Source organism: Chromobacterium phragmitis, from assembly GCF_003325475.1.
Taxonomy (GTDB): Bacteria; Pseudomonadota; Gammaproteobacteria; order Burkholderiales; family Chromobacteriaceae; genus Chromobacterium; species Chromobacterium phragmitis.
This window is the reverse complement of sequence record NZ_CP029495.1, coordinates 2,226,640-2,250,331: the sequence shown is the minus strand read 5'-3', so window position 1 is coordinate 2,250,331 and position 23,692 is coordinate 2,226,640. Positions and strand designations below refer to the sequence as shown.

Below are 23,692 nucleotides of genomic sequence, written 5' to 3'. Positions count from 1 at the left end.
AGTGAACATGGAAAAACAAAAAAACGCTGAAGAGTTTTTTAAGATGATGCTTGAACTTGGGGGGAAAGAGAAAATTATTACCCCCTGCTATGCTGATTTTATCCAAGCGATATCCATCATTTTTGATCTGAACAAAGACGGCAAAAAAGGAGCGCGGCCACGGCAAATGTCCGAGTCGCGCAGCATGCTGCGACGGCAGACAATTCATACTGAAGTTGTGACGGGCATCTTTGACATATGCCAAGTGGAAGATAAAGACCGTTTCTTTTTAAAAGCATGCTTTTTGAAATTTGAAAACATGCTTTCCCATTTAAAATCCATTCCTATTTACTCGCCTAAGTCGCGTACGCACGGAGACGTGTGTTTTTTCTGGCTGGTGGCTTTGCCGCAAATCATATCCTTACTACATTATTGTCGAGACGTTCTAGGCATCGTATTTGCACGTGAACTCCTGTATTACTTAGCAGGGGTAGCACAACAAGACCAGCCTGAAGTAGCTTGCGTCAAACAACTAAAGATGGACATCTCTGAGCTGCTAGGCGGCATTGAATGTCCAGATTTCAAGATTGCGATGGGACGGATTGATCATCGCTCATTCCCGAAGTCGCAATCTATTGAAAACATGCTTGCCAGCCTTAGTACCGAGATATGCGAATCAATCGGCGAAGAGAAATCCAAGGAAATTGTGCAACAAGCAAGACTTAAACTACTTGCCGCCAAAGTGGTATTTAAAACGTTTAAAGCGTTAAGTAAAAAAATAAGTCCAGCAGTGTTTCCCAATACAGAAAAACTTTTTGAAAGCCATCGAAAACTATGCCAGCACTATGTGTGCAATCCAGACATTGATGAAAACAACTTTGATTTTTTACAGAATGATGATTTCTACGCAATTATAGAATTTTACTTTGAATCGATTGGTTATGTTGATCCAGAAAACCTGCCTAATGAGGTGTCGCGCACACTAGGGGATCTGATTCGATACTCCAATCGGGCATTTCTACCGATGGCGGCTCTGTTTAAATTCCGCTGGGATTTTGAAAGACACCGAGTCAACGACTCTTACATAAGACAGTTCGAAAAGGCTTTCTTGTTCACGACGAAGAACTACCAATATGGTCTACCAGCCGCTAAAATCGCCAGTGTACTGTTGGCTCTAAAAATTAAAATGAGCGACAGCATTCCGCATCAAAGTCTGGAACCGCTAGCGATGGTGCTTATGGAAAACTCTCCAATCGAAAACGAACTTGCTTTGCTGTGTGATACGCCATTTGGGTCCGAGCCTCTAAGTAGGCCATATACCACGGATTACAATGTAGCCAAGGCGATACACTCGTTCAATCAAGACATTAGGAGTGGAAGAATAGATACAGGACTATGCAATCCATTGATGGGGTTAGACAAAATCTTACAGCACATTTTCGCAAAACTAGATAATGGGGAATTTTTTGCAACAGAATATTCCTTGCCCAAAACCTTGATGCTCATGAAGCCAGTCAAAGCGTTTGAAATGGACTTGTACGATGCATTAAAAGGTATAAATGGTTTGCTCAACAAATTTAATTTGATTGAGCTGATTCAGGATGGAAGCTACAGAGTCCGTGCAGAGACCTCGTTAGCTGGTGAGGCAATAAATCGATACCTGAAGCTTACAGACGTCGAAAAGATTGAAATCTTAAAAAAAATAGACTGTGAACAATGCGCCAGAGATCTGGCAGACGTGCAGTAAAACACACTGGATGGCTTTCTCTTTGTTGAGAAAGCCTCCATGTGACCAAATTCCTACCGGCTAGTAACGATCCCAGCCTGCTCAAGTATCCACATCTCGATTTTGTCATGCCAAACACGTAATAGATCTATAGGCCGCCGACGGTAATGCTTTTCAGCAATAGCGCTAGGCTTGTGCCCCATGATTTGAGCGACTATGCCCGTAGGGCACTCTACCCACTCAGCAAGCGTGCCGAAACTGCGGCGCAAGCCATGAATGGTAAGATGAGGGAGTTCCGCTTCAAGAAGAGCCCTACGATGGGCAATGCGTGGTTCCGCGATTTTACCGTCTGCGGATGTCGTACTAAAAAAAACCCACGGCGAAGGTTGCCAGGATTTGCCCTGCTGCTCCAGTTTCATCAGTATGCGTTTGTTAGGCGGTGCCTCATTAAGGCGCTTCAAGTCTTGCAGAAGGCTTGATAGATATGGTGTCAATGGGATAACACGGCCATTTTCCTCAACCTTGTCCGCAATCGATAGGCTACGCCATTTGAAGTCCACATCCTCCCAGCGTAGCCCTGCCATTTCTTCTCGCCGCGCGCCGGTAATCAGCAAAGCTTGCAAATAGGTGGCAATCACAGGGTTACTTAGTGATCGAACAGCAGCAAACCACGCTGTCAGTTGCTCCCGTTGCAAGCAGTCAACTTTGATCTGCTGTTTCGGCAAATGCTCACGTATCCGCTTGTTCGTACAAACCTCAGGAGAGGCCAACCCCTCATATTCCGGTTGTTCTTGGCTCCAAGTGATGAAAGCCTTCAACAACGAAAAAGCCAACCTAGCCCTTGCGGGACGGATTTTGACCTCTTCCCCCAGCCAAGCGTCTACCGTTTCTCGAGTCAACTCTGACAGTCTAAGCACCATCAGCGCGGCAAGTGGGCCTGGTACAATTTGGCGCCCCCCTTTCTTAGCAGACCGGCCGCCAGTTTCTGAAAGACGCAGGTGATCCAAATAGTGCCGGTCGGACCACTTTTCCTTACGCACCTCCAAATATTGATCCCAAGCCTCTCTAACAAGTAGGTCATGCCTTAAAGACTCAGCTCTTCGGGCTTCATGTGCGGCTTGTTGCTCTGCGCGAACCTCTCTTGGATCCTTGCCATCATCAATCAAAGTACGCAGCCGTGCGGCCTCAGTTCTAGCTCTACCAAGCTCCCAAGCACGGGCATCGCCGATGGTCATGCGGACTGTTTTTCCAAACAAGCGTGACTCGAAAATGTAGGCCCTTGCCCCCTTGGAAGTGACTCTTAACCCAAACCCCGGAGTCTTGGCATCCCAGTAAATTGTCTGCTGCTTGCCTGCTTCGCACTGAAAGCCCTCGACCCGTGCAGCAGTAAAGTTTTGCTTGCTCACAACCACTCCATGTAGGCAATATGTAGGCAAATACTAAGGTAGTCAGTCATTGCCGGTCAACAGCAACAACAGGCCAAACCCAGATTAATTCCTTATATTTCCTGATGTTAGGAGTTAAAATCAACAAATATCAACCAAAGTGAATCAATTAAATTTGCGGAATCATAATCCGCAGGTCCGGGGTTCGAGTCCCTGATTCGCCACCAAAGCACAAAGGGGTTGCCGCGTTTCGCGGGCAGCCCCTTTTTCCTTTCATCCCTATCCCGTCTCCAGCGCTTGCTTCTCGAGAAGCATGTAGAATGCGGCATCGCTCGAAGCATCAGCCATGCATGCGTGAAACGCGGGCAGCGCCCTAGCGCTCCATCATTCCATACAAATACAATCACATTCAGCACAAAAACCACTTCAGGCACGGCTCCCACATCTCTATGGGTTTTCCAGATCACGCGTACCGCCCCCGAATGAAAGCGCCGTTGTCGGCTGAGCACTGCTATCATTCAACCGCTGCGGCATCGACATCGCAGCCGGATATCTGACTCACTCTCCTCGATGCGCATGAAGAACCAGAGTCCCTGCTTTGAACGATATTTTCCCGTATCATCCAACCAGCGATCTCAAGGCCTTGCTTTGGCTGGCGTCCCCATTTTTTCGCATGGTTATCGTCATGCCGCGCTCAAAGCCCTTAGCGTGACGCTGATCGAGCGACACGCTCAAAACCAGCATGATCCGGATCGATGAAATCCAACGCCTCATCGCTCCGCGTGCTTTTCAGATTGCCATCAAGCAGCCCAAACGCAATGTAAAGCGTCTCGCAATGTAGGCCGATATTCAAATACCGCAGGGCATCATATTAAGACATCATGAATACCACGCCTCAAATAAGCGTTATCGTTCCGGTTTTTAACGCTTCCAAACATTTGGATCACTTGCTGCAGAGCCTATTCGATCAAGACATTCGCGAAATTGAAGTCATTGCAGTCAACGACGGCTCTACCGATGGCTCGCTCTCCATTCTGGAAAAATGGTCGAACATCGATTCTAGATTGATGGTCATCGACACGCCCAACGGCGGTCCGAGCAAGGCCCGCAACATCGCGATCAGCCATGCTCGGGGCGATTGGCTTTGTTTTGCCGATGCGGACGACTGGGTCGCGCCCGAGACATTGCGATATTGGCAGTCGCTTGCAGAGCGGCATGAAGTGGACGTCCTGATCGGAAACGCTTTCTCCTTTGACAAGGATCCGGCCGAGAAACGAGAAATGCTCTTCACCCAGCAGCCATGGGGCGCATGCCTCGATGGAGAATCCTGGATAACCCACGCCGTAGCGCAAAACGAATGGCCGCATTACTGTTGGCTACAGTTCATCCGTCGCGATTTCTTAGCATCCCATGCGATCGCCTTCCCCGAAGGCGTCATACACGAAGATGTGCTCTGGACCATGGAATTGGCGCTTGCCGCGGAAAGAATCTATTTCGCCGCAGAACCCTGCTACGGCTACCGGCACAACCCGGCATCAATCATGCACAATACCGATGCGGCGGCAGTCGCACGCCGCATCCGAGGCTATCTGTTCCTGATAGGCGAAATCGTGAAAACTGGCAGGGAGACCAAGGGAGCTTTGCGCAAAGCGCTATTCTTGCAAGCAAACCGCGAATGCGGGCACCTGCTCGGCTTGTTCCGCAAGAGGGTGCAAGATATGCAGACGCGGCGCTCTTTGGCGTGCGAAGCCATGCAAAAGATACCCTTCAAATTGTTGCTGCGCGAAGCCCGCAGCGCCAAGGAAGCCTGGAGGATAGCCCGGGCCTGGCTGCTGCTCAAAGCCATGGCGGCGAAGGCCTGACCGACTGCGTCGCCCGGCAACGCAAGCGTTGCCGAGAACGACCCTTTCTCGGTGGCCCGCGCAAAACGAAAGCCCTCCCGCCCCGCAACGGCATGGCGAATCCAGATCGGCCTGCGGATGACGATGATCGACGCCCCCTTGCGCAACGGATCGCCGTCGGCATGGGTTTGTCCAGCGCCGGCAACTCAAATGCCCGGTCCAAAACGTGATCAAGCGCAGTGTCAGCCAAGGCGGCCGCCACAAGCAAGCGGCAGCGCCGAGGCGATAGCATGGCGATCACTGGAAGTTAGCGTTCTGGAGACATGCCGGCACTGCCGACTCGACTTATCCACAAGGAACGCCAGATCGTCATTTCATCCACAGCGGCGCGCCCCGATCACCCCGCCGGCAACGCCCGCCCCAGCAAGAAGACCACATCCATGGCCCTGGCGTCCTGCGCGCCCATCACCCGGCCCCAATGGCTGTCAGACAGACGGCTGGAAATGAAGGCGTCAGCCATCGCCTGCGGCGCGCGCTCGCGCAACAGGCAGCCCTGCGCCGTCAGCGCCAGTTGCTGGGCGAAGCGCCGGCCCTGAACCTCCAGTTCCGGCGGCGATAGCGCCGCCATCGCCTTCAGGTCCGCCAGCGCGGCCAGCAGCCGGCGCTCGTCGCCAGCCAGCCTCTCCAGCTCATCGAGCAAACGCAACCAGGCCTCGGGCTCGCGCTGCATCGCCCTCAGCACATCCAGGCACATCACATTGCCCGAGCCTTCCCATATCGAATTGACCGGGGCTTCGAGAAACAGCCGCGACACCGGCCCGGCGTCGACATAACCGTTGCCGCCGAACACTTCCATGATTTCGCCCGCCATCTCCACCGCGCGCTTGCACACCCAGAACTTGGCGGCCGGCGTGGCGATGCGCTTCCACGCCGGCTCCTCGTTCTCGAAGCCTTCGGCCAATCGGGCCGCCAGCCACAGCGCCGCCTCGCTTTCCAGCGCCAGGTCGGCCAGCACCGCGCGCATCAGCGGCTGCTCCGCCAGAGGCTTGCCGAACGCCATGCGCCGTCGCGCGTAGCCGATGGCCTGGACCACGCCCTGCCGCATCACCGCGGCGCTGCCGATCACGCAGTTGAGCCGGGTATGGGCGGCCATCTCGATGATGGTGGGAATGCCGCGCCCGGGCTCGCCCATCAGCAGGCCCCAGGCGTCATGGAACTCCACCTCGCTGCTGGAGTTGCTGCGGTTGCCCACCTTGTCCTTCAGGCGCTGGATCGCCACCGCGTTGCGGCCGCCGTCCGGCAGCCAGCGCGGCACGTAAAAGCAGGACGGGCCGCCGTCGCGGGTCTGCGCCACCACCAGATGGGCATCGCTCATCGGCGCGGAGAAGAACCACTTGTGGCCGCGCAGCAGGTATTCGCCGCCGCGGCCTCCGGCGCCCACCGGCGTCGCCGAGGTGGCATTGGCGCGCACATCGGAGCCGCCCTGCTTCTCCGTCATCCCCATGCCTATCCAGACCGAGCGCTTGCGCTCGACGGGCAGATCGCGCTCGTCGTGATCGCGGCTGAGCAGCCTGTCGCCCAGCTGCCGCCACAACGCCGGCTCTTTGCGCAGCAAGGGAATGGCCGCCTGAGTCATGGTGGCCGGACACAAAGTGCCGGCCTCCACCTGGCCATGCAGGTAGAAGCCTGCCAGGAAAGCGGTCCAGCGGCCGGGACGCTCGCTCTCGAACGGCAGCGACACCAGCCCCTGGGCGCGGTACAGCGCCAGCAGCGCATGCCAGGACGGGTGGAAATCCACGCGGTCAAGGCGCCGGCCGCGGCGATCGAAGGCTTGCAATTGAGGAGGGGAATGATTGGCCCGCTCGGCCAGTTCGAAGGTTTCGGCGCGGCCCAGCCTCTCGCCGTAGGTTGCCAGCCAGCCAGTCGCCCAGCCGGTGCCAGCGCGCGCCAGCGCCTCTTTCAGCGCCGGATCGGTATCAAACAGATTGTAGTCTTGCAGCTCGTCATACTGATTGCTCACTGCATGGGTTTGCCAGATCATGCGCCCCGCTCCCGAAAGAAAGCGCCGCTGGAAAGCGGCGCTCAAATGGACGTTTGCTTGATCCCTTCAGCTTAGCGGAACGGGCCGCGGCCGACAGCCGGCACAAAGCGCATCAGCGCAAGGGCAGAAGGACATCGGTCTGCAGCAAGTGCTCCGGCGTGTCGCTGGCCAGGTTCAGATAGTGGAAGTACACCGGGAAGTCACGCGGCGTCTCGTCGCTGTCCGGCAACCATTCCCGATACAGATACCAGACGGCCTCGCTCAGATCGTGGTGCGATCCCACATGGCGAACCACCGCGCAGCGCCCGCCCGGTATTTCCTTGGTTGTCACGCCCTGCGCGTTGGCCGGCACCGGTGCGGACACGCTGCCGCAGATGTCGAAGCGAAAACGCTCAGGCGCGGTGGCTTCCGGGTCGTCGTAGGCAATGCCGTAAGTCTGGCTGCCCGGCACCGGCGACAAGCCGCTCTCCTTGCGCCACTCGATGAAGCGCAGCGCGCTGTCGTTGACGCGTTCCGGCGGCCCCAGATGTTCCAACGCCGCCACCATGGCCGGCGCGACGGTTACGATTTTGACTTCCATGTTTTCCATTCCTTTTCTGACCGGGGGCGTCATCCGCAAATGCCAGTCCGGCCAATCCGGACAGCGCCGGAATTCGCTGGGCGAAAGGCCCAGCGCCTGCCGGAAAGCGCGCGAAAACGTCTCGGGGTTTTCGAATCCGCAGTCCAGCGCAATGGCGGTGATCTTGCGCCGCGGCTGGAACGCCAGCCAATATGATGCCCGGCGCAGCCGCTGCATCAGGATGTAGCGGGCGACGCCCATCCCCAGATACGCGGAGAACTGTCGGTGAAAATGGAAGGGAGAGAAATGGGCCACTTGGCTCAGCCGCGCCACATCCAGCGGCTGGTCCAGATGGCTGGCGATGTAATCCAGCACTTTTGTGAAACGCCGCTCGTGGCGGTCCGCCTTGTCCATGCTCGTCCTCCATGGCGGCCACTATGCCTGAGCGCGCCGCGGCGGTCTTGACGCGGCTTGCTCTATTCGACGCCCGCCGGATGCGGCGGCATGCCTCAGCCGTCGCCCCGCGCCCAGTCTTCGATCAGCCGCTCGGGCGTGCGGCAGGCGCGCCGCTTCAGCACGAAGCCCTGGCAGCGCTCGGCGAACTGATTGCGGTTCTCCCGCATGTCCAGCCGCATTTCCTCCAATTCCGTGCGCCGGCATTGCGCCAGCCGGGACACATCCAGCGCCTCCTTGCGGCGCGCCAGCTCCGGCCAGCGCCGCGCAGCCCCCGCGGCCTCGCTCAGCAACCAGCGGGAGAAGGCTTGCGGGTCGCGCGGGCCGATATCCTGCAGCATGCCCAACCGCCACGCTTGGCGCGCGCCGATCGGCAGGCAGTCTTTCCACAAACGGGCTGCGGTTTCGCCGCCCACCGCGCGTGGCAAAGTGTAGGTCCAGTATTCCGAACCATACAGACCCATGGTCTGATAGTGTGGATTCAGCACCACCCCCTGCCGCGCCAGAGCCACGTCGGCGGCCAGCCCCAGCATCACGCCGCCGGCGCCGGCGTTGCCGGCGATGCCGGCAACGGTCAACTGCGGCGCAGTCAGGATTTCCAGGCAAACGTCGTCTATCGCCTGGATGTTGCGCCACGCCTCTTCTCCCGGATGCTCCGCCGCCTGGATCACGTTGAGATGGACGCCGTTGCAGAAGCTGCCCCGGCCGCTGCGTATCAGCAGCGTCCGGGTATCCTGGCGCTTGGCCCACTGCAGCGCCCGCGTCAGCCGCTGGCATTGCTCGGTGCTGAACGCGCCGTTGTAGAACTCGAACGTCAGCTCGCCGACTTGGCCGACCTGCCGATAACGGATCGGCTGATAGCTTTCCTCGCAATGAGGATGGGAGTCCACCGCCCACTCCAGCCGCGGCGCGTCATCCAGCAAGCGGCCAAGCTCATGGCGCGCCGGCCGCTTGAAGGTTTCCTCTCCCGGCGCCGGCTGCCGCCTGAGCGCGCCCAGCCACAGGCTGGCCTCGCCGCAAGCCACCAGCACCGCGTCGTCGTGAACGGCCAGAATCCGTCCCGGCTCGCCTGCGCGATGGTCGAGATGAGCGTCGTAGACAAAGTAGCGCCCGCCAGCCAGCTCGGCCAGCACGCCAGGCTGGCCGTCGGCGGCGTCGATGCGGCGCTTGATCGCGGCGGCCGGCTCCCGCCAGTCGAAAGCGCGGTCAGCCTGCTTCAGGTTAGGGCGCAAGCGGCCGCGCACCTGGGGATCGGCGTAATCCACCGGCTGGGGCCGGAAGCCGGCGACGAATTTCTCCACCACGTCGCGTATGCAGAAGATCGCGGCATCGCTGACCGGCCCATTGTAAAGTTCGGACTTGCGGATGCCGGGCGGCAACTCGAATTCGCGGCTGGACCATACCGGCCCTGCATCCATCTCCGCCACCGCCTGCAGCGCGGTTACGCCCCAGCGCGTTTCGCCATCCATGATCGCCCAATCCAGCGCCGAAGCGCCGCGGTCGCCCATGATGCCGGGATGCACGATCACCACCGGGAAGCCGCTGCCGCGCCACAACGCTTCCGGCACCCGGTCTTTCAAAAAGGGACAGATCACCAGTTGCGGCCTCGCGGCCGCCACCTGCTTCGCCACCTCGTCGGCATCGGTGAACAGCACCACGCTGGGATGGTGGCCGGATTCGCGCAAATCCAGCCAGACGCGTTGGGTCAGGCCATTGAAGGCAGTGGACAACAGAACGATTCTCAGGGCTTGCAAGGGGCTCTCCCGCAGTTGGACTTAGCACAAGCGCCGGATGCTATGCCGCCCCGAAGCGGGACTATTTGACTGAAAACAATTTAAATGCCCACGTCATTTGCAGCCTGACCCAAAGGCCAGTCCAACTCACGCTCCCGGCTGCGCCTGCGCCAAACCGCCTTCGCGCCGCAGCCGAGCCGCCATAGCCATGAAGGCACGCGCCGCCGGACTCGCCCGCTCCTCGTCCAGCATCGCCAACCCCACCTGGCGCCGCACCTCGGGCTGCAACGGCCGGGTGACGTAGCCATCGGCGCAGCGCCGCGACGGCAGCGACAGCTCCGCGACCACCGAGACCGCGTCGCCGCGCGCCACCGTCTCCAGCGTGCTGAGCAATTGCCCGCAGCGGTAGCGGACGTCGGGCCGCAGACGCTCGGCCAGGAACAGGCGGCTGACCATCTCGCCCGAGCCCGCGCCGGTCAACGCGAACGGCTCCGCGCACAGATCGGCCAGCGCTACCCTCTCCCGCGCCGCCAGCGCGTGGCCGGCGGGCAGCACCGCCACCATCTGGTCCTCGACCAGCGGGCAGGTGGCGAATCTGGCGTCCGGCAATGCCGCGAAGGCGATATCCACCCTCCGCGCTTGCAGCCATTGCAGCGCCAGCTCGTCCGGACCTTCGTCGACATAGACCTCGATGCCGGGATGCTCGTGTCGATAGCCCGCCAGCAACAGAGGCAGCAGCCGCAACGACGAGGTAGGCCCAAAGGAGCCGATGCGCAGCGTGCCGCGGCGCAGGCCGCGCGCATCGGCCGCCTCCTGCCGCATCGCCTCGGCCAGGCCCAAAATGCTACGGACCCGCTCCAAAGTTTGCAGGCCGATATCGGTCGGTTCCGCCCGGCCCTGCCGCCGCTGCAGCAACTCCACGCCCAGCTCGCGCTCGAGCTCGCGTACCGCGTGAGACACGCCGGACTGCGAAATCCCCAGCCGCACAGCTGCGGCGGTAAAACCCTGCATCTCGGCGACCAGGGCGAAAATTTCCAGCTGAGTCAGCGTCATCGTCTCGCCCCATCATGAGTAATGACTCATTTTACCATGAATCGCATTTGGCATAAGAATATGCCTACTTAAACTAGCTTCCTTCAGCCCGCCATGGAATCCGATACCATGACTCAATCCGACTATGCCGCCACCGGCGGCGCCTCCCTGATCTGGCCGGAAATCAACAGCCACTTCCTGTCGCTGCGCGGTATACCGGAGCACCTGCAAGCGGATACGCCCATCCGGGCCACATATCGCCGCCTGCTGGTCGGTTTCGACGCCATCACCTCCTGCGAACTGAAAGACCTGTACAAATTCACACTCTGCCTGCAGCAGCTGAAGCCTAAAGAAGCCGACTCACCCGAGCTGCGCCTGCTGGTGGCCGCCTTCCGCGCCTGGGTAAGCTTCGACTATCCCCGGGCCCGCCATCTATTTCGACAGCATATTGACGCCTACCCCAGCGACATCGTGGCGCTGTTCTTCACCCACATGTTCGACTTCTGCACCGGCCAAACGCCGGAGCTGATGCCGGACCTGGAACGCTGCGACAGCCATATCGGCGAAGATCACCCTCTTTACTCCTATTACCTATCGATCAAGGCCTTCGTCACCGTCGAGGCCGGTCACCCGGCCCAGGCACTGAAACTGGGCCTGGAGTCGTTACGCCATCGAGCCGACAACATCTATGGCATCCACGCGGTCGCGCATGCGTTGCACGAGCAGGGATGCTGGAAGGAACTGTGCATCTTCCTCGAGCAACGCAAGGAACAGTGGATAGACAACCCCGGCATGCGCATGCATGTCTACTGGCACCTGGCGATCGGTTATGAGAAAAGCCAGCAGACAGAGCGGTCGGTACACACCTTCCATGACATGTACGCGCTGAAGGACAGCCGCTTCGCCAAGCAGGATCTGGACGCCGTGGCCTTTCTGTGGCGCTACCGCCTCAACCATCCAGACGACTCCCGCTTCGACGACATCTGGCAACAGCTGGCCTTCCTGTGGAGCGGCAGCATAGGCGCGTCGATGTCCCACTTCCATCGCCTGCACGCGGCGCTGGCCTTCGCCGCCAGCGGCCAGCCTGTGCTGATCGAAAAACTGATCGCGGAAAGCGACGGCTTCGGCCTGGACCCGCAAACCCACCAAACCGGCCTCACCGTGCTCAAGGGCATCCTGCATTTCGCCGAAGGCCGCGTCGAAGACAGCCTGCTCACCTTGCAGGCGGCGCAGCCGCATTGGAGCGTGCTTGGCGGCAGCCGGGCGCAGCGCGAGCTGCTGCCGCTGACCCTTCTGGCCTGTCAACGCCGGCAGGCCGGCCTAGAGGCAAACCATGCGCCAGCCTGAGCGCGATGCGTCGCCCCGGCTGTATCTGCAATTGGTGCTGGTCGCCGTGATCTGGGGCGGCACCTTCATCGCAGGCCGGCAGCTTGCCGGCGGCCTGCAGCCGCTGCTGGCCGCCTGTCTGCGCTTCACCATCGCCAGCGCGACGCTGCTGGGCTGCCTGGCGCTGACGCGCACGCCGCTGGTCCGCCCTGCGGCCGGACAAATGCTCAGGCTGGTCCTGCTGGGCCTGTTCGGCGTGTTCGGCTACAACCTGTTCTTCTTCTATGGCCTGCAGCACATCGGCGCCGCCCGCGCCTCGCTGATCGTCGCGCTCAATCCGGCCATGATCGCGCTGGCCTCCTTCCTGCTGCTGAAGGAAGCCTTGCCGCCGCTCAAGCTGGCCGGCGTTGTGCTATGCCTGGCCGGCGCGGGGCTGGTCATCGTCGGCAAGAATCCCGACGCGCTGGTCGGCGCGGCCAGCGCAAGCGGAGACCTGCTGATACTGGGCTGCGTCGCCTGCTGGGTCGCGTACAGCGTCGGCTCGCGCGGCCTGTCGCAAACGCTGGGGCCGCTGCAGACCGTCACCTGGTCCATCTTGCTGGGCACAGCGATGCTGTGGCTGGCCGCCTGGGGACACGGCGACGCCAGCCTCGCGTCCATCGCCAAACTGGACGCCGCGCAATGGGGTGGGCTGCTCTATCTGGGCGCGCTGGGCTCGGCGTTGGCCTATATCTGGTACTACGATGGAATCCGCCGCATCGGCGCCACCCGCGCCGGCGTGTTCATCGCGCTGAATCCGCTCAGCGCGGTGCTACTGGGCGCGGGTTTGCTGGGCGAGCGCCTGTCGCTGGAGATGGCGGTTGGCGGCGCGCTGGCCATCGCCGGCATCGTGCTTGGCAACAAGGCTTCCGGCCCAGGCTGGCGCGCCCTGCTCCCGCCCCGCTCCGCTTGAGGCCCCGACCGTTGCCAGCCGGGAGGCTGGCAACGGATAATCGCCGTCCGTTTGACGAGGATGTGAACAATGGACGAGACGAAAGTGCGCCTGTCCAAGCGCATGGTGGAACTGGGACTGTGCTCGCGGCGCGAGGCCGACGCCTGCATCGAGCAGGGGCTGGTCAAGGTGGATGGCGCCGTCGTCGCCACGCTGGGCGCGCGCGTGGGACCGGAGCAGCACATCACGCTGGCCGGCCAGCCGCAAGCCTTGGCGACGCTGCCGGTGACGATGCTGCTGAACCGTCCGGCTGACGAGGATGCGCCGCCGGCGCAGTTGCTGGGACCCGACAGCCGCTCGCCGCAAGATGCCTCCGAGCAAGTCTGGCTGGCGCGCCATCGCCAGCATCTGGCGGCCTTCGGCGCCGTCGATGAGCTGTGCCATGGCCTGGTGGTCCTGACCCAGGATAAAAAACTGCCGCGCCATCTGGCCGAGTGCGAAATGGAGTTCCTGCTGCAAGTGGAACGGGCCCCCGCCGCGGAAGAGCTGAAAAAGCGCGTCGCCGCCATCCGCCTGGGCGGCAAACCGCTGCGCCAGTGCAAGATCAGCCGCCAGAGCGACCATCAGTTGCGCTGCGCCGTTTACGCTCCGCGCGCCGGCCTCCTCGACGAGATCGGCCGTCAGTTGGGCGTCCGCCTGCGCGGCGCACGCTGCATCCGCATCGGCCGCCTGGCGCTGGGCTCGCTGCAACCGGGCCAATGGCGTTACCTGCAGCCTTTCGAGCGCTTCTGAGCCCCTTCTCCTCCGCCTCGCCGCGCGGTGCCCTGGCACCGCCGGCTTGAGCAGTCCGCTCGCCCCACGCCGGCATGAAGCTTGAATAGAAAAATTAAATTTATCGGAACTAGACTTCCGATATTTCGTCTTTATACCATCCAAACATTCGACCGGAATTCCGCCCATGCCCCACGACACCCCCTTGATCACCACCATTGTCGGCGGCCTGGTCTTCGCCTTCGCGCTCGGCGCGCTGGCCTTGCGCCTCAGGCTGCCGCCGCTGGTGGGCTATCTCACGGCCGGCATTCTGGTCGGCCCGTTCACGCCGGGCTTCCAGGCTGATACCGCGCTGGCGCCGCAATTGGCGGAGTTGGGGGTGATCCTGCTGATGTTCGGCGTGGGCCAGCACTTCTCGATCAAGGACCTGCTGGCGGTGAAATCCATCGCCGTGCCCGGCGCGCTGGTGCAGATCGCCGTCGCCACCCTGCTGGGCATGGGGCTGTCCCAGTTTCTGGGCTGGCCGCTGGGCGAGAGCCTGGTGTTCGGCCTGGCGCTGTCGGTGGCCAGCACCGTGGTGCTGCTGCGCGCGCTGGAAGAACACGGCTGGCTGGACAGCGAGGACGGCAAGGTGGCCGTAGGCTGGCTGGTGGTGGAAGACCTGGTGATGGTGATCACCCTGGTGCTGCTGCCCGCCTTCGCCGGCGCGCTCAGCGGCGGCCAGGCCGCGCCGACGCTGGCCCAGTTGGGTTGGACGCTGGCGCTGACCGTGGCCAAGGTGGCCGCCTTCGTCGTCTTGATGCTGGTGGTGGGCCGCCGCTTCATCCCGTGGATGCTGGAGCGCATCGTCCATACCGGCAGCCGCGAACTGTTCCGCCTGGGCGTGCTGGCCACCGCGCTGGGCGTGGCCTACGGCGCCACCCAGTTGTTTCAGATCTCGTTCGCGCTGGGCGCCTTCTTCGCCGGCATGGTGATGGCCGAATCGCCGTTCAGCCACCGCGCGGCCGAGGAATCGCTGCCGCTGCGCGAAGCGTTCGCCGTATTGTTCTTCGTGTCGGTGGGGATGCTGCTGGATCCGGAAGTGCTGCTGAATGACACCGCGGTGTTGCTGGCCACCGTGCTGATCATCGTGCTCGGCAAGTCGCTGGCCGCCTACGGCATCGTGCGGCTGTTCCGCCGCAGCCACCGCACCAGCCTGCGCATCGCGGCCAGCCTATCGCAGATCGGCGAATTTTCCTTCATCCTGGCGGGGCTCGGCATGACCCTGGGCCTGCTCAGCGCGCGCGGCCAGGCGCTGATCCTGGCCGGCGCCATCGTCTCCATCCTGTTCAACCCGATGATGTTCGTGTTGGCCGAACGCTATGGCCGCCGCGCGGAAAGCGCCGCCGAAGCCTGAGCCATGCCGTAAACATTTGGCCGGCTCCGCCGCCGGCTATGATAGAATCGCGCGCAACGCGTTCAAATTGCTATGAAAAAATTCATCGCCACGCTGTCACTGCTCTGCCTTGCCCTGCCCGCCTCGGCCGGCCGCTTGCTGCCCGACAGCCTGGTGATGGGCAAACTCGCGGACGTTGACGACTCGGGCATCGAGTTCGTCCGCGCCGACCGCACGCTGCTGCAGAGGCTGTCAGCGCTGATCGCCGCCGAGCCGCAGCATTTCGCGCTGTCTCCCGGTCTGCGCGTGTTCGACGAGCACAACCGTTTCCTGCTGAGCGGGCAATTGAACGCTCTGAAAGGCCGCGCCATCGGCGTGACCTTCGATCAGCAAGGCAACATCAACCGCATCTGGGTACTGGGCGATGACGAGATCGCGGCGCAAAAACAGCGCCAGGCCCAGATCCAACCCTGAAACCGAATACAAGCTGGAAAACCGAGTAGCAATGAAGAAGGTATACATCAAGACCTTCGGCTGCCAGATGAACGAGTACGATTCCGACAAGATGGCGGACGTGCTGGGCAGCGCCGAAGGCATGGTCAAGACGGACAACCCGGAAGACGCCGACGTCATCCTGTTCAACACCTGTAGCGTGCGGGAAAAAGCCCAGGAAAAGGTGTTCTCCGACCTGGGCCGCATCCGCCCGCTGAAGGAAGCCAACCCCAACCTGATCATCGGCGTGGGCGGCTGCGTAGCCAGCCAGGAAGGCGACGCCATCGTCAAGCGCGCGCCGTATGTCGACGTGGTGTTCGGCCCGCAGACGCTGCACCGGCTGCCGGACCTGATCGAAAGCCGCAAGCAGAGCGGCCGCTCGCAGGTGGACATTTCCTTCCCCGAGATCGAGAAGTTCGACCACATCCCGCCGGCCAAGGTGGATGGCGGCGCGGCCTTCGTCTCCATCATGGAAGGCTGTTCCAAGTACTGCTCGTTCTGCGTGGTGCCCTACACCCGCGGCGAAGAAGTGTCGCGCCCGTTCGAGGACGTGCTGACCGAGATCGCCGGCCTCGCGGCCCAGGGCGTCAAGGAAATCACGCTGCTGGGGCAGAACGTCAACGCCTATCGCGGCCTGATGAGCGACGGCGAGATCGCCGACTTCGCGCTGCTGCTGGAATACGTGCACGAAGTGCCGGGCGTGGAGCGCATCCGCTTCACCACCAGCCACCCCCGCGAATTCAGCCAGCGCATCATCGATTGCTACGCCAGGCTGCCCAAGCTGGTCTCCCACCTGCACCTGCCGGTGCAGAGCGGCTCCGACCGCATCCTGATGGCGATGAAGCGCGGCTACACCGGCCTGGAATACAAGTCCATCATCCGCAAGCTGCGCGCCATCCGGCCCGATCTGTGCCTGAGTTCGGACTTCATCGTCGGCTTCCCCGGCGAGACCGAGGCCGACTTCGAACAGACGCTGAAACTGGTGCGCGACTGCGAGTTCGACTTCAGTTTCGTCTTCATCTACAGTCCGCGCCCGGGCACGCCGGCCTCCAACCTGCAGGACGACACCCCGCACGCGGAAAAGGTGCGCCGGCTGGAGGCGCTGAACGAGGTGATCGAGGCCAAGGGCTTCGCCATCAACCAGTCCATGGTCGGCTCCGTGCAGCGCGTGCTGGTGGAGAATGTGTCGAAGAAGGACGCCACCATGCTGGCGGCACGCGCCGCCAACAACCGCGTGGTCAACTTCGCCGGCCATCCGCGCCTGCTGGGCCAGATGATAGACGTCAAGATCACCGCCGCCTTCCCGCACTCACTGGCCGGCGAGGTGATGACCAGCGAAAGCGCATGACCGTGCCGGCGGCGGATGCGCTACCGTCCCGGCCCAGGCCGGCGTATGCTGTGTTCCGTCGCCACGCGGAGAACCGCCGATGTTCGTCGTATCGCTAAAATATATCGCCCCGCTGCCCGAGGTGGACGCGCTACTGCATGCCCATGCCGCCTGGCTGGACCGCGGCTACGCAGACGGCGTTTTCCTGGCATCCGGCCGCAAGGTGCCGCGCAACGGCGGCGTCATCCTGGCGAGCGGCGAACGCGCGGCGCTGGAGGCTCGTCTGTCCGAAGACCCGTTCGCCAAGGGCGGCGTCGCCCGCCACGACATCATCGAGTTCGCGCCCAGCATGGCGGCCGCCGGGCTGGAAAGCCTGAAGAAAGCATGAACGCAAGCGGCATCAAGGCCCTGCTGCTGGACCTGGACGACACGCTGTTCGACGACAGCCACGCCACCCATCAGGCGTTTTCCGCCTTCATCGGGCCGCATGCCGCCCGTTTCGCCGAATCCGAAACCGAGCTGTTCCGCCGCTGGCGCGCCTGCGTCGACCGCCATTGGCGGCGCTTCGAGGCCGGCGAGCTGACGATAGCGCAACAGCGGCACGAGCGACTGCGCGACTTTCTCGGCCTGCCGCATATCGCCGAAGACGAAGCCGCGCGGCTGTTCCAACCCTATATGGACGCCTACCGCCGCCACCGCCGGCTGACGCCAGGCGCGCGGGCGTTTCTCGAGACCACCCGCCACTTGATCCGCATTGTGGTCAGCAATGGCGGCGCGGAGCAACAGCAGGCCAAACTGGAGCACCTGGGCATCGCCGGCCATTTCCGCCATGTCGTCACCATGGACGTGGCCGGCGCGGCCAAACCCGACGAACGCATATTCCGCCACGCGCTGGCGCTGGAGAGCCTGGCGCCGGCGGAATGCCTGATGGTGGGCGACGATCCCGAGCGCGACATCGAACCGGCGCGGCGGCTGGGCATGGCGGCCCGCTTGGTTTCTCCAGGCGGCCACGCCGCCGTTTTTCAACAATTAAGCGAACAATTGCACAACGCATGAGCACGAGCGAATCCCTGAGCTTCAACCCGGTGGACAACGACAGGCTGTCGCGCCTGTGCGGCCCGCTGGACGAAAACCTGAAACAGGTTGAAACCGGCCTGGACGTGGCGGTCCAGCGCCGCGGCGAAACCTTCCGCGCGCAGGGCCCGGCCGCCAAGCTGGCGGTGGAGGCGCTGACCCGGCTCTATCTGCTGGCCGCAGAGCAAGACATCTCGATAGACGACGTGCAGCTGACCCTGGTGGAGCTGCGCCAGCAGCAGGACACGGCGGAACAGGAAGAGTCGCCGGTGCTGGCCACGCGCCGCGGCGACCTCAAAGGCCGCACGCCGAATCAGGCGCGCTACATCAAAGCCATCCAGCAGCATGACGTCACCTTCGGCATCGGCCCGGCCGGCACCGGCAAGACCTATCTGGCCGTGGCCTGCGCGGTGGACGCGATGGAGCGCGACGCGGTCAAGCGCATCGTGCTGGTGCGCCCGGCGGTGGAGGCCGGCGAGAAGCTGGGATTCCTGCCCGGCGACCTGGCGCAGAAGGTGGACCCGTATCTGCGGCCGCTGTACGACGCGCTGTACGACCTGATGGGTTTCGACCGCGTCACCCGGCTGTTCGAGAAAAACCTGATCGAGATCGCGCCGCTGGCCTATATGCGCGGCCGCACGCTGAATCACGCCTTCATCATCCTGGACGAGGCGCAGAACACCACGCCGGAACAGATGAAGATGTTTCTGACCCGGATCGGCTTCGGCTCCAGGGCGGTGATCACCGGCGACGTGACCCAGATCGACCTGGCCCGCCATCAGAAGAGCGGCCTGGTGGAGGTGGAGCGCATCCTCGGCCAGGTGCGCGGCATCCATTTCCACCATTTCAACAGCAACGACGTGGTGCGCCATCCGCTGGTGCAGAAAATCGTCGACGCCTACGACACCTATCAAAGCAAGCAAGATGAAAAAAGCTAAACGCAATCCGCTGCTGGCCCGCCTGGCCGAGCGGCTGGAATTGACCCTGGACGTGCGCAGCGACGCCGCCATCCTGCCGGAGCCGGCGCTGATCCGCCGCGCCTGCCAGGCCGCGCTGCGCCGCGACGTCAAAGCCGCGCAGGTCAGCATCGTCATCGTCGACGCCGCTGAAGGCCGTCAGCTCAACAACGACTATCGCGGCAAGGATTATGCGACCAACGTTTTGTCCTTTGCCCTGAACGAAGGCGAGCAAGTGCCCGGCCTGCCGCTGTTCGGCGATCTGGTGCTGTGCGCGCCGGTGGTGGAAAAGGAAGCCGCCGAGCAAAACAAAGACCTGATGGCCCACTACGCCCACCTGTTGGTGCACGGCATGCTGCACCTGCAAGGCTTCGACCACGAAGAGAACGAAGAGGCCGAAGCGATGGAAGCGCTTGAAACCGTCATCGTTAAACAGCTAGGATATCCCGATCCCTATCACGAGGAGCACATCTAAGAAATGGAAGACCCCAGTAAACCGCGACCCAGTTGGCTTGAACGCCTGTCCACCATGCTCTTGCGCGAGCCGGAAGACCGCGAGGAGTTGATCGAACTGCTGCATAATGCCTTCGAGCGCAACCTGCTCGACGCCGAGGCGCTCGGCATGATCGAAGGCGTGCTGGAGGTCAGCGAGCTGACCGTGCGCGACGTGATGATCCCGCGCAGCCAGATGCACGTGCTGAACATCGACGACCCCATCTCCCGCTTCCTGCCCACCGTGATCGATTCCGGCCACTCGCGCTTCCCGGTGATAGGCGAAAGCAAGGATGACGTGCAAGGCATCCTGCTGGCCAAAGAGTTGCTGCGTTACTTCCATGCGCCGTCCACCTTCAATCTGAAGAACGTGCTGCGCCCGGCGGTGTTCGTGCCGGAATCCAAGCCGCTGAACGTGCTGCTGCGCGACTTCCGCGCCACCCACAACCACATGGCGGTGGTGGTGGACGAGTACGGCGGCGTCTGCGGCCTGGTGACCATCGAGGACGTGATCGAGCAGATCGTCGGCGACATCGAGGACGAATACGACATCGACGACGACGAAGACGATATCGTGCCGGTGCGCGGCAACGAGCGTTACCGCGTCAAGGCGCTGACCGAAATCGAAGACTTCAACCACTACTTCGGCACCGACTACGCCGACGACGACGTCGACACCGTCGGCGGCCTGGTGATCTCGCTGACCGGCCACCTGCCCAAGCGCGGCGAGAAGATCGAAGCCGCCGGCCTGCGCTTCACCGTGCTGCGCGCCGACAGCCGCCGCCTTGACAGCCTGCTGGTGGAGCGCATTCAAGCCTCCGCCGACGCGGCCGAATAAGGCTATGCTGAATGCAGCCGGCGCCGCCGGCTGCGCTCCCCGTTTCCACTGCAACAAGCCCCATGCGAACTCTGATCCTGCTTTTGGCCGCCGCGCTGGCCGGCGCCCTCACCCTGTTTGCCTTCGCCCCCTATCGCTTGTTCTGGCTGATGCCGCTCAGCCTGGCGGCGCTGATCGAATTGCTGCAGCGCGAGCCGCGCCGAGCGTTCTGGCTGGGCTATGCCTGGGGCCTGGGCGCCTATGTCAGCAATTTCCGCTGGATTTACGACAGCCTGCACGACGTGGCCGGCCTGCCGGCCTGGATCGCCGCGCCGCTGGTGCTGCTGCTACCGGCCTATCTGGCGCTGTATCCCGGCCTGGCGTCCTGGCTGGCCTGCCGCATCGATCCCCGGCCCGGCGTGCGCTGGCTGCTGGCCTTCCCCGCCGCTTGGGAACTGGGCGAATGGCTGCGCGGCTGGGTGATGACCGGCTTCCCCTGGGGCGCCGCCGGCTACTCCCAGATCACCGAAAGCCCGCTGGCGGGCTACGCGCCATTGGGGGGCATCCATCTGGTCAGCTATCTGGTGGCGCTATCGGCCGGCGCCCTGGCCATGCTGGCGCGCGCCGGCATGCGGCAGCGCATCGGCATCCTGATCGCCGCGGCGCTGGTCTGGGGCAGCGGCTTCTGGCTGCGCGACATGGAATGGACCACGCCGACCGGCAAACCGATCACGGTGGCGCTGGCTCAAGGCAATATCGCGCAAGAGCTGAAGTGGTCGCCGGAGAACCTGGAAAACTCGCTGCTCACCTACTATCGCCAGGTGGCGATGACTCGCGCCGACCTGATGATCCTGCCGGAAACCGCGCTGCCCTTGTTCCTTGACGACCTGCCTTCCGGCTACCTGTCGATGATGCGCGGCGAGGCCTCCCGTTCCGGCATGGCGCTGGCCAGCGGCGTGCCGCGCCGCACACGAGACGGCCGCGGCTACCTCAACGCGGTGACGGCCCTGTCCGATCCCCAAATGCCTTATTACGCCAAAGACCATCTGGTGCCCTTCGGCGAGTTCGTGCCGCTGCCGGGCCTGATCGGCTGGATCTACCAGCACATGGACATGCCGCTGTCCGGCTTCAGCCGCGGCGGCGCAGATCAAGCCCCGCTGCAGCTGGCCGGCCACAAGGTGGCGTTCAATATCTGCTACGAAGACAGCTTCGGCGAAGAACTGATCGGCCCCGCGGCCCGCGCCGACATCCTGGCCAACGTCAGCAATCTGGCCTGGTTCGGCAAGAGCGAGGCGATGAGCCAGCACCTGCAGCTGTCGCAGGCGCGCGCGCTGGAAACCGGCCGCTACATGCTGCGCGCCACCAATAACGGCATGACCGCCATCATCCGGCCCGACGGCGAAATCTCCGCCGTCGCCGCGCCGTTCACCGCCCAGGTGCTGACCGGCTTCGCCCAAGGCCGGCAAGGCCTGACGCCGTACATGCGCGCCGGCAATCTGCCGGTCGTCGCCGGCTGCCTCGCGCTGCTGGCGCTGGCCTTGGCGCTGGGCTGGCGCCGCCGCGGCCGGCACTAGCCGCGAAAAGGCCCGGCCCGCTCCGCGCGGCCGGGCCTTTTTCCCCAGCATACTCTCCGCCCCGCTTAACCCCGCACCGTGAAACGGGACACCAGCTGCCGCAGATTGGCCGCCAGTTGGTCCATATTGTGGATGGCCTGTGACGCCGACTTGGAGGCGGTCGCGTTGCTGGTGGCGCTGTGGGCGATCTGCTCCACATGCTGGGCGATAGTCTGGCTGGCCACGCTCTGTTCCTGCAAGGCGTGGGAAATATCGCCAATCACCGACACTACGCCATTGGCGCTGTCCTGGATGCGGGCGATCTCGGAACCCGCCTGCTCCGCCAGATCCAGTCCCGCCTTCACCCGCGCCACAGCCTCCTCCATGCTGTTGCGGGAATGCTCGGCGCCCTGCTGCACATCCTGGATCATGCTGGCGATTTCCTGCGTCGCCTGCGCGGTGCGCTCGGACAGCTTGCGCACCTCGTCCGCCACCACGGCGAAACCGCGGCCCATCTCTCCAGCGCGCGCCGCCTCGATCGCGGCGTTCAGCGCCAGCAGATTGGTCTGGTCGGCGATGTCCTTGATCACCTGCATGATGGTGGAGATGGTCTGGGTCTTGTCCGCCAGGCTGGTGATGATGCCCGATGTCTGATCCACCGCGTCATTGATGCGGCGCATCTCGCTGACCGCTTCGGCGATCACCGCGCCGCCGCTTTTCGACAGCGTGCCGGACTCGTTGGCCAGATTGCGGGCGTCCTGCGAGCGGTCGGAGATGTGGTTGACGCTGACGGTCAGTTCCTCGATCGAGGCCGCCATCGCGGTAGCCGCCGCGCTCTGCTGTTCGGAGCCGCGCCCCACCGCCTCTGCCTCGCCGGTCACTTCGCTGCTGACCTGAGACAGTTTGTTGGCGCCGGCGACGATGTCGCGCACCAGCCGCTCCAGCTCACGCTGCATCGCGCCCACCGCCGCCATCAGGCTGTCTTCGTCTCCCGGGCGCACCATGACCTCCTCGCCCAGCTGGCCGGCGGCGATGCGCTTGACCACCGCCACCGTATCCTGGGGATCGGCGCCGAGCTGGCTCAGCACATTGCGCAGTATCATGCCGCCCATGCCCAGCAGCACCAGCAGCGCCACGCTCAGCACGCCGCCCAGCCACAACAGCTCATGCCGGAACGCGGCGGACACATCGTCCAGATAAATGCCGGTGCCTATGATCCAGTGCCATTTCGGCGTGGTGGTGACATAGGAAATCTTGGGCTGAGGCGTATCGAAACCAGGCTTGCTCCAAACATACTCGCCATAGCCGCCGCCTCCTGGCGAGGAAATCGCATTCTGGAACAGCGTTTTCAGCTCGATGCCGTTAGGGTCCTTCACCCCGGCCAGGTTCTTGCCTATCAACCCCGGCTTGGCGCCGTGGGCGACATAGTTCCAGTCGGAGTCGTAGGCGAAAAAGTAATCCGCCTTCTCGTAGTGCATCGAACTCAAGGCCTTGGACAGCATGCGCTTGGCGTCCGCCTCCTTGAGCTTGCCTTCCTCCACCATCTTCTCGTAACTGGAGACCAGGCCCACCGCGCTCTCGACCAGGTTGCGCACCTTGTCCTGCCGGTCTTGCAGCATCACCGAGCGCTGGTTGTACACCGACACCACGCCCAAGCCGCACACCACTACCACCATCAACGCCATCAAGCCGACAAGCCGCGCCTTCAGGCTCAAGCCTATATTTGCCATTTCCCGCTCCTTCCCCAACCCGATGCATCCGTGCTTATTTTGATATTCGCACTCGTAACTTATTCTAGGAACCGCCGACGCGCCCCGCCACGCGGATTT

Annotated in this window: 20 protein-coding genes; 14 read left to right on the top strand and 6 right to left on the bottom strand. The window is 62.5% G+C overall.

What is annotated here, in order from left to right:
* Positions 1–7 precede the first annotated feature (7 nt).
* Positions 8–1,726: a hypothetical protein gene (locus DK842_RS23000; RefSeq protein WP_145964014.1), complete on the top strand. Its 1,719-nt coding sequence runs from the start codon at positions 8–10 to the stop codon at positions 1,724–1,726.
* A 53-nt stretch (positions 1,727–1,779) separates the two neighbouring features.
* On the opposite strand, the gene DK842_RS10695 is transcribed toward DK842_RS23000, so the two are convergent.
* Positions 1,780–3,111, bottom strand: a complete 1,332-nt coding sequence (locus DK842_RS10695) for a tyrosine-type recombinase/integrase (protein ID WP_114061445.1) — start codon at positions 3,109–3,111, stop codon at positions 1,780–1,782.
* Positions 3,112–3,971: 860 nt separating this feature from the next.
* Between DK842_RS10695 and DK842_RS10685 the strand changes: the two genes are divergently transcribed.
* Positions 3,972–4,952 carry a glycosyltransferase gene (locus tag DK842_RS10685; protein WP_114061444.1) on the top strand — a complete coding sequence of 327 codons (981 nt, stop codon included), beginning with the start codon at positions 3,972–3,974 and terminating at the stop codon, positions 4,950–4,952.
* Between the two features lie 376 nt (positions 4,953–5,328).
* On the opposite strand, the gene DK842_RS10680 is transcribed toward DK842_RS10685, so the two are convergent.
* The 4 genes from DK842_RS10680 to DK842_RS10665 all read right to left on the bottom strand — a co-directional run bounded on the left by DK842_RS10680 (position 5,329) and on the right by DK842_RS10665 (position 10,770).
* A complete protein-coding gene (locus DK842_RS10680) occupies positions 5,329–6,972 on the bottom strand; it encodes an acyl-CoA dehydrogenase family protein (protein ID WP_114063699.1) in 1,644 nt (547 codons plus the stop codon).
* A gap of 112 nt (positions 6,973–7,084) precedes the next feature.
* Positions 7,085–7,945 (bottom strand): AraC family transcriptional regulator, encoded by an 861-nt coding sequence (locus tag DK842_RS10675; protein ID WP_114061443.1) that lies wholly within the window; start codon positions 7,943–7,945, stop codon positions 7,085–7,087.
* Between the two features lie 95 nt (positions 7,946–8,040).
* Entirely contained in the window at positions 8,041–9,738 is a 1,698-nt protein-coding gene (locus DK842_RS10670; RefSeq protein ID WP_114061442.1) for a hydrogenase maturation protein, read from the bottom strand.
* Positions 9,739–9,864: 126 nt separating this feature from the next.
* On the bottom strand, positions 9,865–10,770 hold the full coding sequence (locus DK842_RS10665; RefSeq protein ID WP_114061441.1) for a LysR family transcriptional regulator: 906 nt from the start codon (positions 10,768–10,770) through the stop codon (positions 9,865–9,867).
* 108 nt (positions 10,771–10,878) lie between these two features.
* Between DK842_RS10665 and DK842_RS10660 the strand changes: the two genes are divergently transcribed.
* The 12 genes from DK842_RS10660 to lnt all read left to right on the top strand — a co-directional run bounded on the left by DK842_RS10660 (position 10,879) and on the right by lnt (position 21,884).
* Positions 10,879–12,096: a tetratricopeptide repeat protein gene (locus tag DK842_RS10660; RefSeq protein WP_232538647.1), complete on the top strand. Its 1,218-nt coding sequence runs from the start codon at positions 10,879–10,881 to the stop codon at positions 12,094–12,096.
* Positions 12,083–13,027: a DMT family transporter gene (locus DK842_RS10655; protein ID WP_114061439.1), complete on the top strand. Its 945-nt coding sequence runs from the start codon at positions 12,083–12,085 to the stop codon at positions 13,025–13,027. Before DK842_RS10660 ends, DK842_RS10655 begins: the two co-directional genes overlap by 14 nt.
* A 69-nt stretch (positions 13,028–13,096) precedes the next feature.
* Positions 13,097–13,798 (top strand): S4 domain-containing protein, encoded by a 702-nt coding sequence (locus tag DK842_RS10650; RefSeq protein WP_114061438.1) that lies wholly within the window; start codon positions 13,097–13,099, stop codon positions 13,796–13,798.
* Positions 13,799–13,964: 166 nt separating this feature from the next.
* Complete coding sequence (locus DK842_RS10645) at positions 13,965–15,173, top strand: cation:proton antiporter domain-containing protein (RefSeq protein ID WP_114061437.1); 1,209 nt, start codon at positions 13,965–13,967, stop codon at positions 15,171–15,173.
* Positions 15,174–15,245: 72 nt separating this feature from the next.
* The gene (locus DK842_RS10640; protein ID WP_114061436.1) at positions 15,246–15,626 is read left to right on the top strand and encodes a hypothetical protein; all 381 of its coding nucleotides are present in this window, start codon (positions 15,246–15,248) and stop codon (positions 15,624–15,626) included.
* 31 nt (positions 15,627–15,657) lie between these two features.
* Positions 15,658–16,992 carry a tRNA (N6-isopentenyl adenosine(37)-C2)-methylthiotransferase MiaB gene (gene miaB / locus DK842_RS10635; RefSeq protein ID WP_114061435.1) on the top strand — a complete coding sequence of 445 codons (1,335 nt, stop codon included), beginning with the start codon at positions 15,658–15,660 and terminating at the stop codon, positions 16,990–16,992.
* A gap of 79 nt (positions 16,993–17,071) precedes the next feature.
* A complete protein-coding gene (locus DK842_RS10630) occupies positions 17,072–17,359 on the top strand; it encodes a YciI family protein (protein ID WP_114061434.1) in 288 nt (95 codons plus the stop codon).
* Complete coding sequence (locus DK842_RS10625) at positions 17,356–18,027, top strand: HAD family hydrolase (RefSeq protein WP_114061433.1); 672 nt, start codon at positions 17,356–17,358, stop codon at positions 18,025–18,027. The genes DK842_RS10630 and DK842_RS10625 overlap by 4 nt, the downstream gene beginning before the upstream one ends.
* Positions 18,024–18,983 (top strand): PhoH family protein, encoded by a 960-nt coding sequence (locus DK842_RS10620; protein ID WP_114061432.1) that lies wholly within the window; start codon positions 18,024–18,026, stop codon positions 18,981–18,983. The genes DK842_RS10625 and DK842_RS10620 overlap by 4 nt, the downstream gene beginning before the upstream one ends.
* Positions 18,970–19,476, top strand: a complete 507-nt coding sequence (gene ybeY / locus DK842_RS10615) for an rRNA maturation RNase YbeY (RefSeq protein WP_114061431.1) — start codon at positions 18,970–18,972, stop codon at positions 19,474–19,476. The genes DK842_RS10620 and ybeY overlap by 14 nt, the downstream gene beginning before the upstream one ends.
* A gap of 3 nt (positions 19,477–19,479) precedes the next feature.
* Positions 19,480–20,331, top strand: a complete 852-nt coding sequence (locus tag DK842_RS10610) for an HlyC/CorC family transporter (protein WP_114061430.1) — start codon at positions 19,480–19,482, stop codon at positions 20,329–20,331.
* Between the two features lie 62 nt (positions 20,332–20,393).
* Complete coding sequence (gene lnt / locus DK842_RS10605) at positions 20,394–21,884, top strand: apolipoprotein N-acyltransferase (protein WP_114061429.1); 1,491 nt, start codon at positions 20,394–20,396, stop codon at positions 21,882–21,884.
* A 65-nt stretch (positions 21,885–21,949) separates the two neighbouring features.
* Here the strand turns inward: lnt and DK842_RS10600 are convergent, their stop codons facing one another.
* The gene (locus DK842_RS10600; RefSeq protein WP_114061428.1) at positions 21,950–23,593 is read right to left on the bottom strand and encodes a methyl-accepting chemotaxis protein; all 1,644 of its coding nucleotides are present in this window, start codon (positions 23,591–23,593) and stop codon (positions 21,950–21,952) included.
* Between the last annotated feature and the right edge of the window lie 99 nt (positions 23,594–23,692).

Coding starts and splice junctions, on each gene's coding strand:
- DK842_RS10645 (WP_114061437.1), top strand. CDS start 13,965: ATGCCCCACGACACCCCCTTGATCACCACCATTGTCGGCGGCCTGGTC.
- DK842_RS23000 (WP_145964014.1), top strand. CDS start 8: ATGGAAAAACAAAAAAACGCTGAAGAGTTTTTTAAGATGATGCTTGAA.
- DK842_RS10640 (WP_114061436.1), top strand. CDS start 15,246: ATGAAAAAATTCATCGCCACGCTGTCACTGCTCTGCCTTGCCCTGCCC.
- DK842_RS10680 (WP_114063699.1), bottom strand. CDS start 6,972: ATGATCTGGCAAACCCATGCAGTGAGCAATCAGTATGACGAGCTGCAA.
- DK842_RS10620 (WP_114061432.1), top strand. CDS start 18,024: ATGAGCACGAGCGAATCCCTGAGCTTCAACCCGGTGGACAACGACAGG.
- DK842_RS10665 (WP_114061441.1), bottom strand. CDS start 10,770: ATGACGCTGACTCAGCTGGAAATTTTCGCCCTGGTCGCCGAGATGCAG.
- lnt (WP_114061429.1), top strand. CDS start 20,394: ATGCGAACTCTGATCCTGCTTTTGGCCGCCGCGCTGGCCGGCGCCCTC.
- miaB (WP_114061435.1), top strand. CDS start 15,658: ATGAAGAAGGTATACATCAAGACCTTCGGCTGCCAGATGAACGAGTAC.
- DK842_RS10610 (WP_114061430.1), top strand. CDS start 19,480: ATGGAAGACCCCAGTAAACCGCGACCCAGTTGGCTTGAACGCCTGTCC.
- DK842_RS10600 (WP_114061428.1), bottom strand. CDS start 23,593: ATGGCAAATATAGGCTTGAGCCTGAAGGCGCGGCTTGTCGGCTTGATG.
- ybeY (WP_114061431.1), top strand. CDS start 18,970: ATGAAAAAAGCTAAACGCAATCCGCTGCTGGCCCGCCTGGCCGAGCGG.
- DK842_RS10685 (WP_114061444.1), top strand. CDS start 3,972: ATGAATACCACGCCTCAAATAAGCGTTATCGTTCCGGTTTTTAACGCT.
- DK842_RS10650 (WP_114061438.1), top strand. CDS start 13,097: ATGGACGAGACGAAAGTGCGCCTGTCCAAGCGCATGGTGGAACTGGGA.
- DK842_RS10625 (WP_114061433.1), top strand. CDS start 17,356: ATGAACGCAAGCGGCATCAAGGCCCTGCTGCTGGACCTGGACGACACG.
- DK842_RS10630 (WP_114061434.1), top strand. CDS start 17,072: ATGTTCGTCGTATCGCTAAAATATATCGCCCCGCTGCCCGAGGTGGAC.
- DK842_RS10675 (WP_114061443.1), bottom strand. CDS start 7,945: ATGGACAAGGCGGACCGCCACGAGCGGCGTTTCACAAAAGTGCTGGAT.
- DK842_RS10655 (WP_114061439.1), top strand. CDS start 12,083: ATGCGCCAGCCTGAGCGCGATGCGTCGCCCCGGCTGTATCTGCAATTG.
- DK842_RS10660 (WP_232538647.1), top strand. CDS start 10,879: ATGACTCAATCCGACTATGCCGCCACCGGCGGCGCCTCCCTGATCTGG.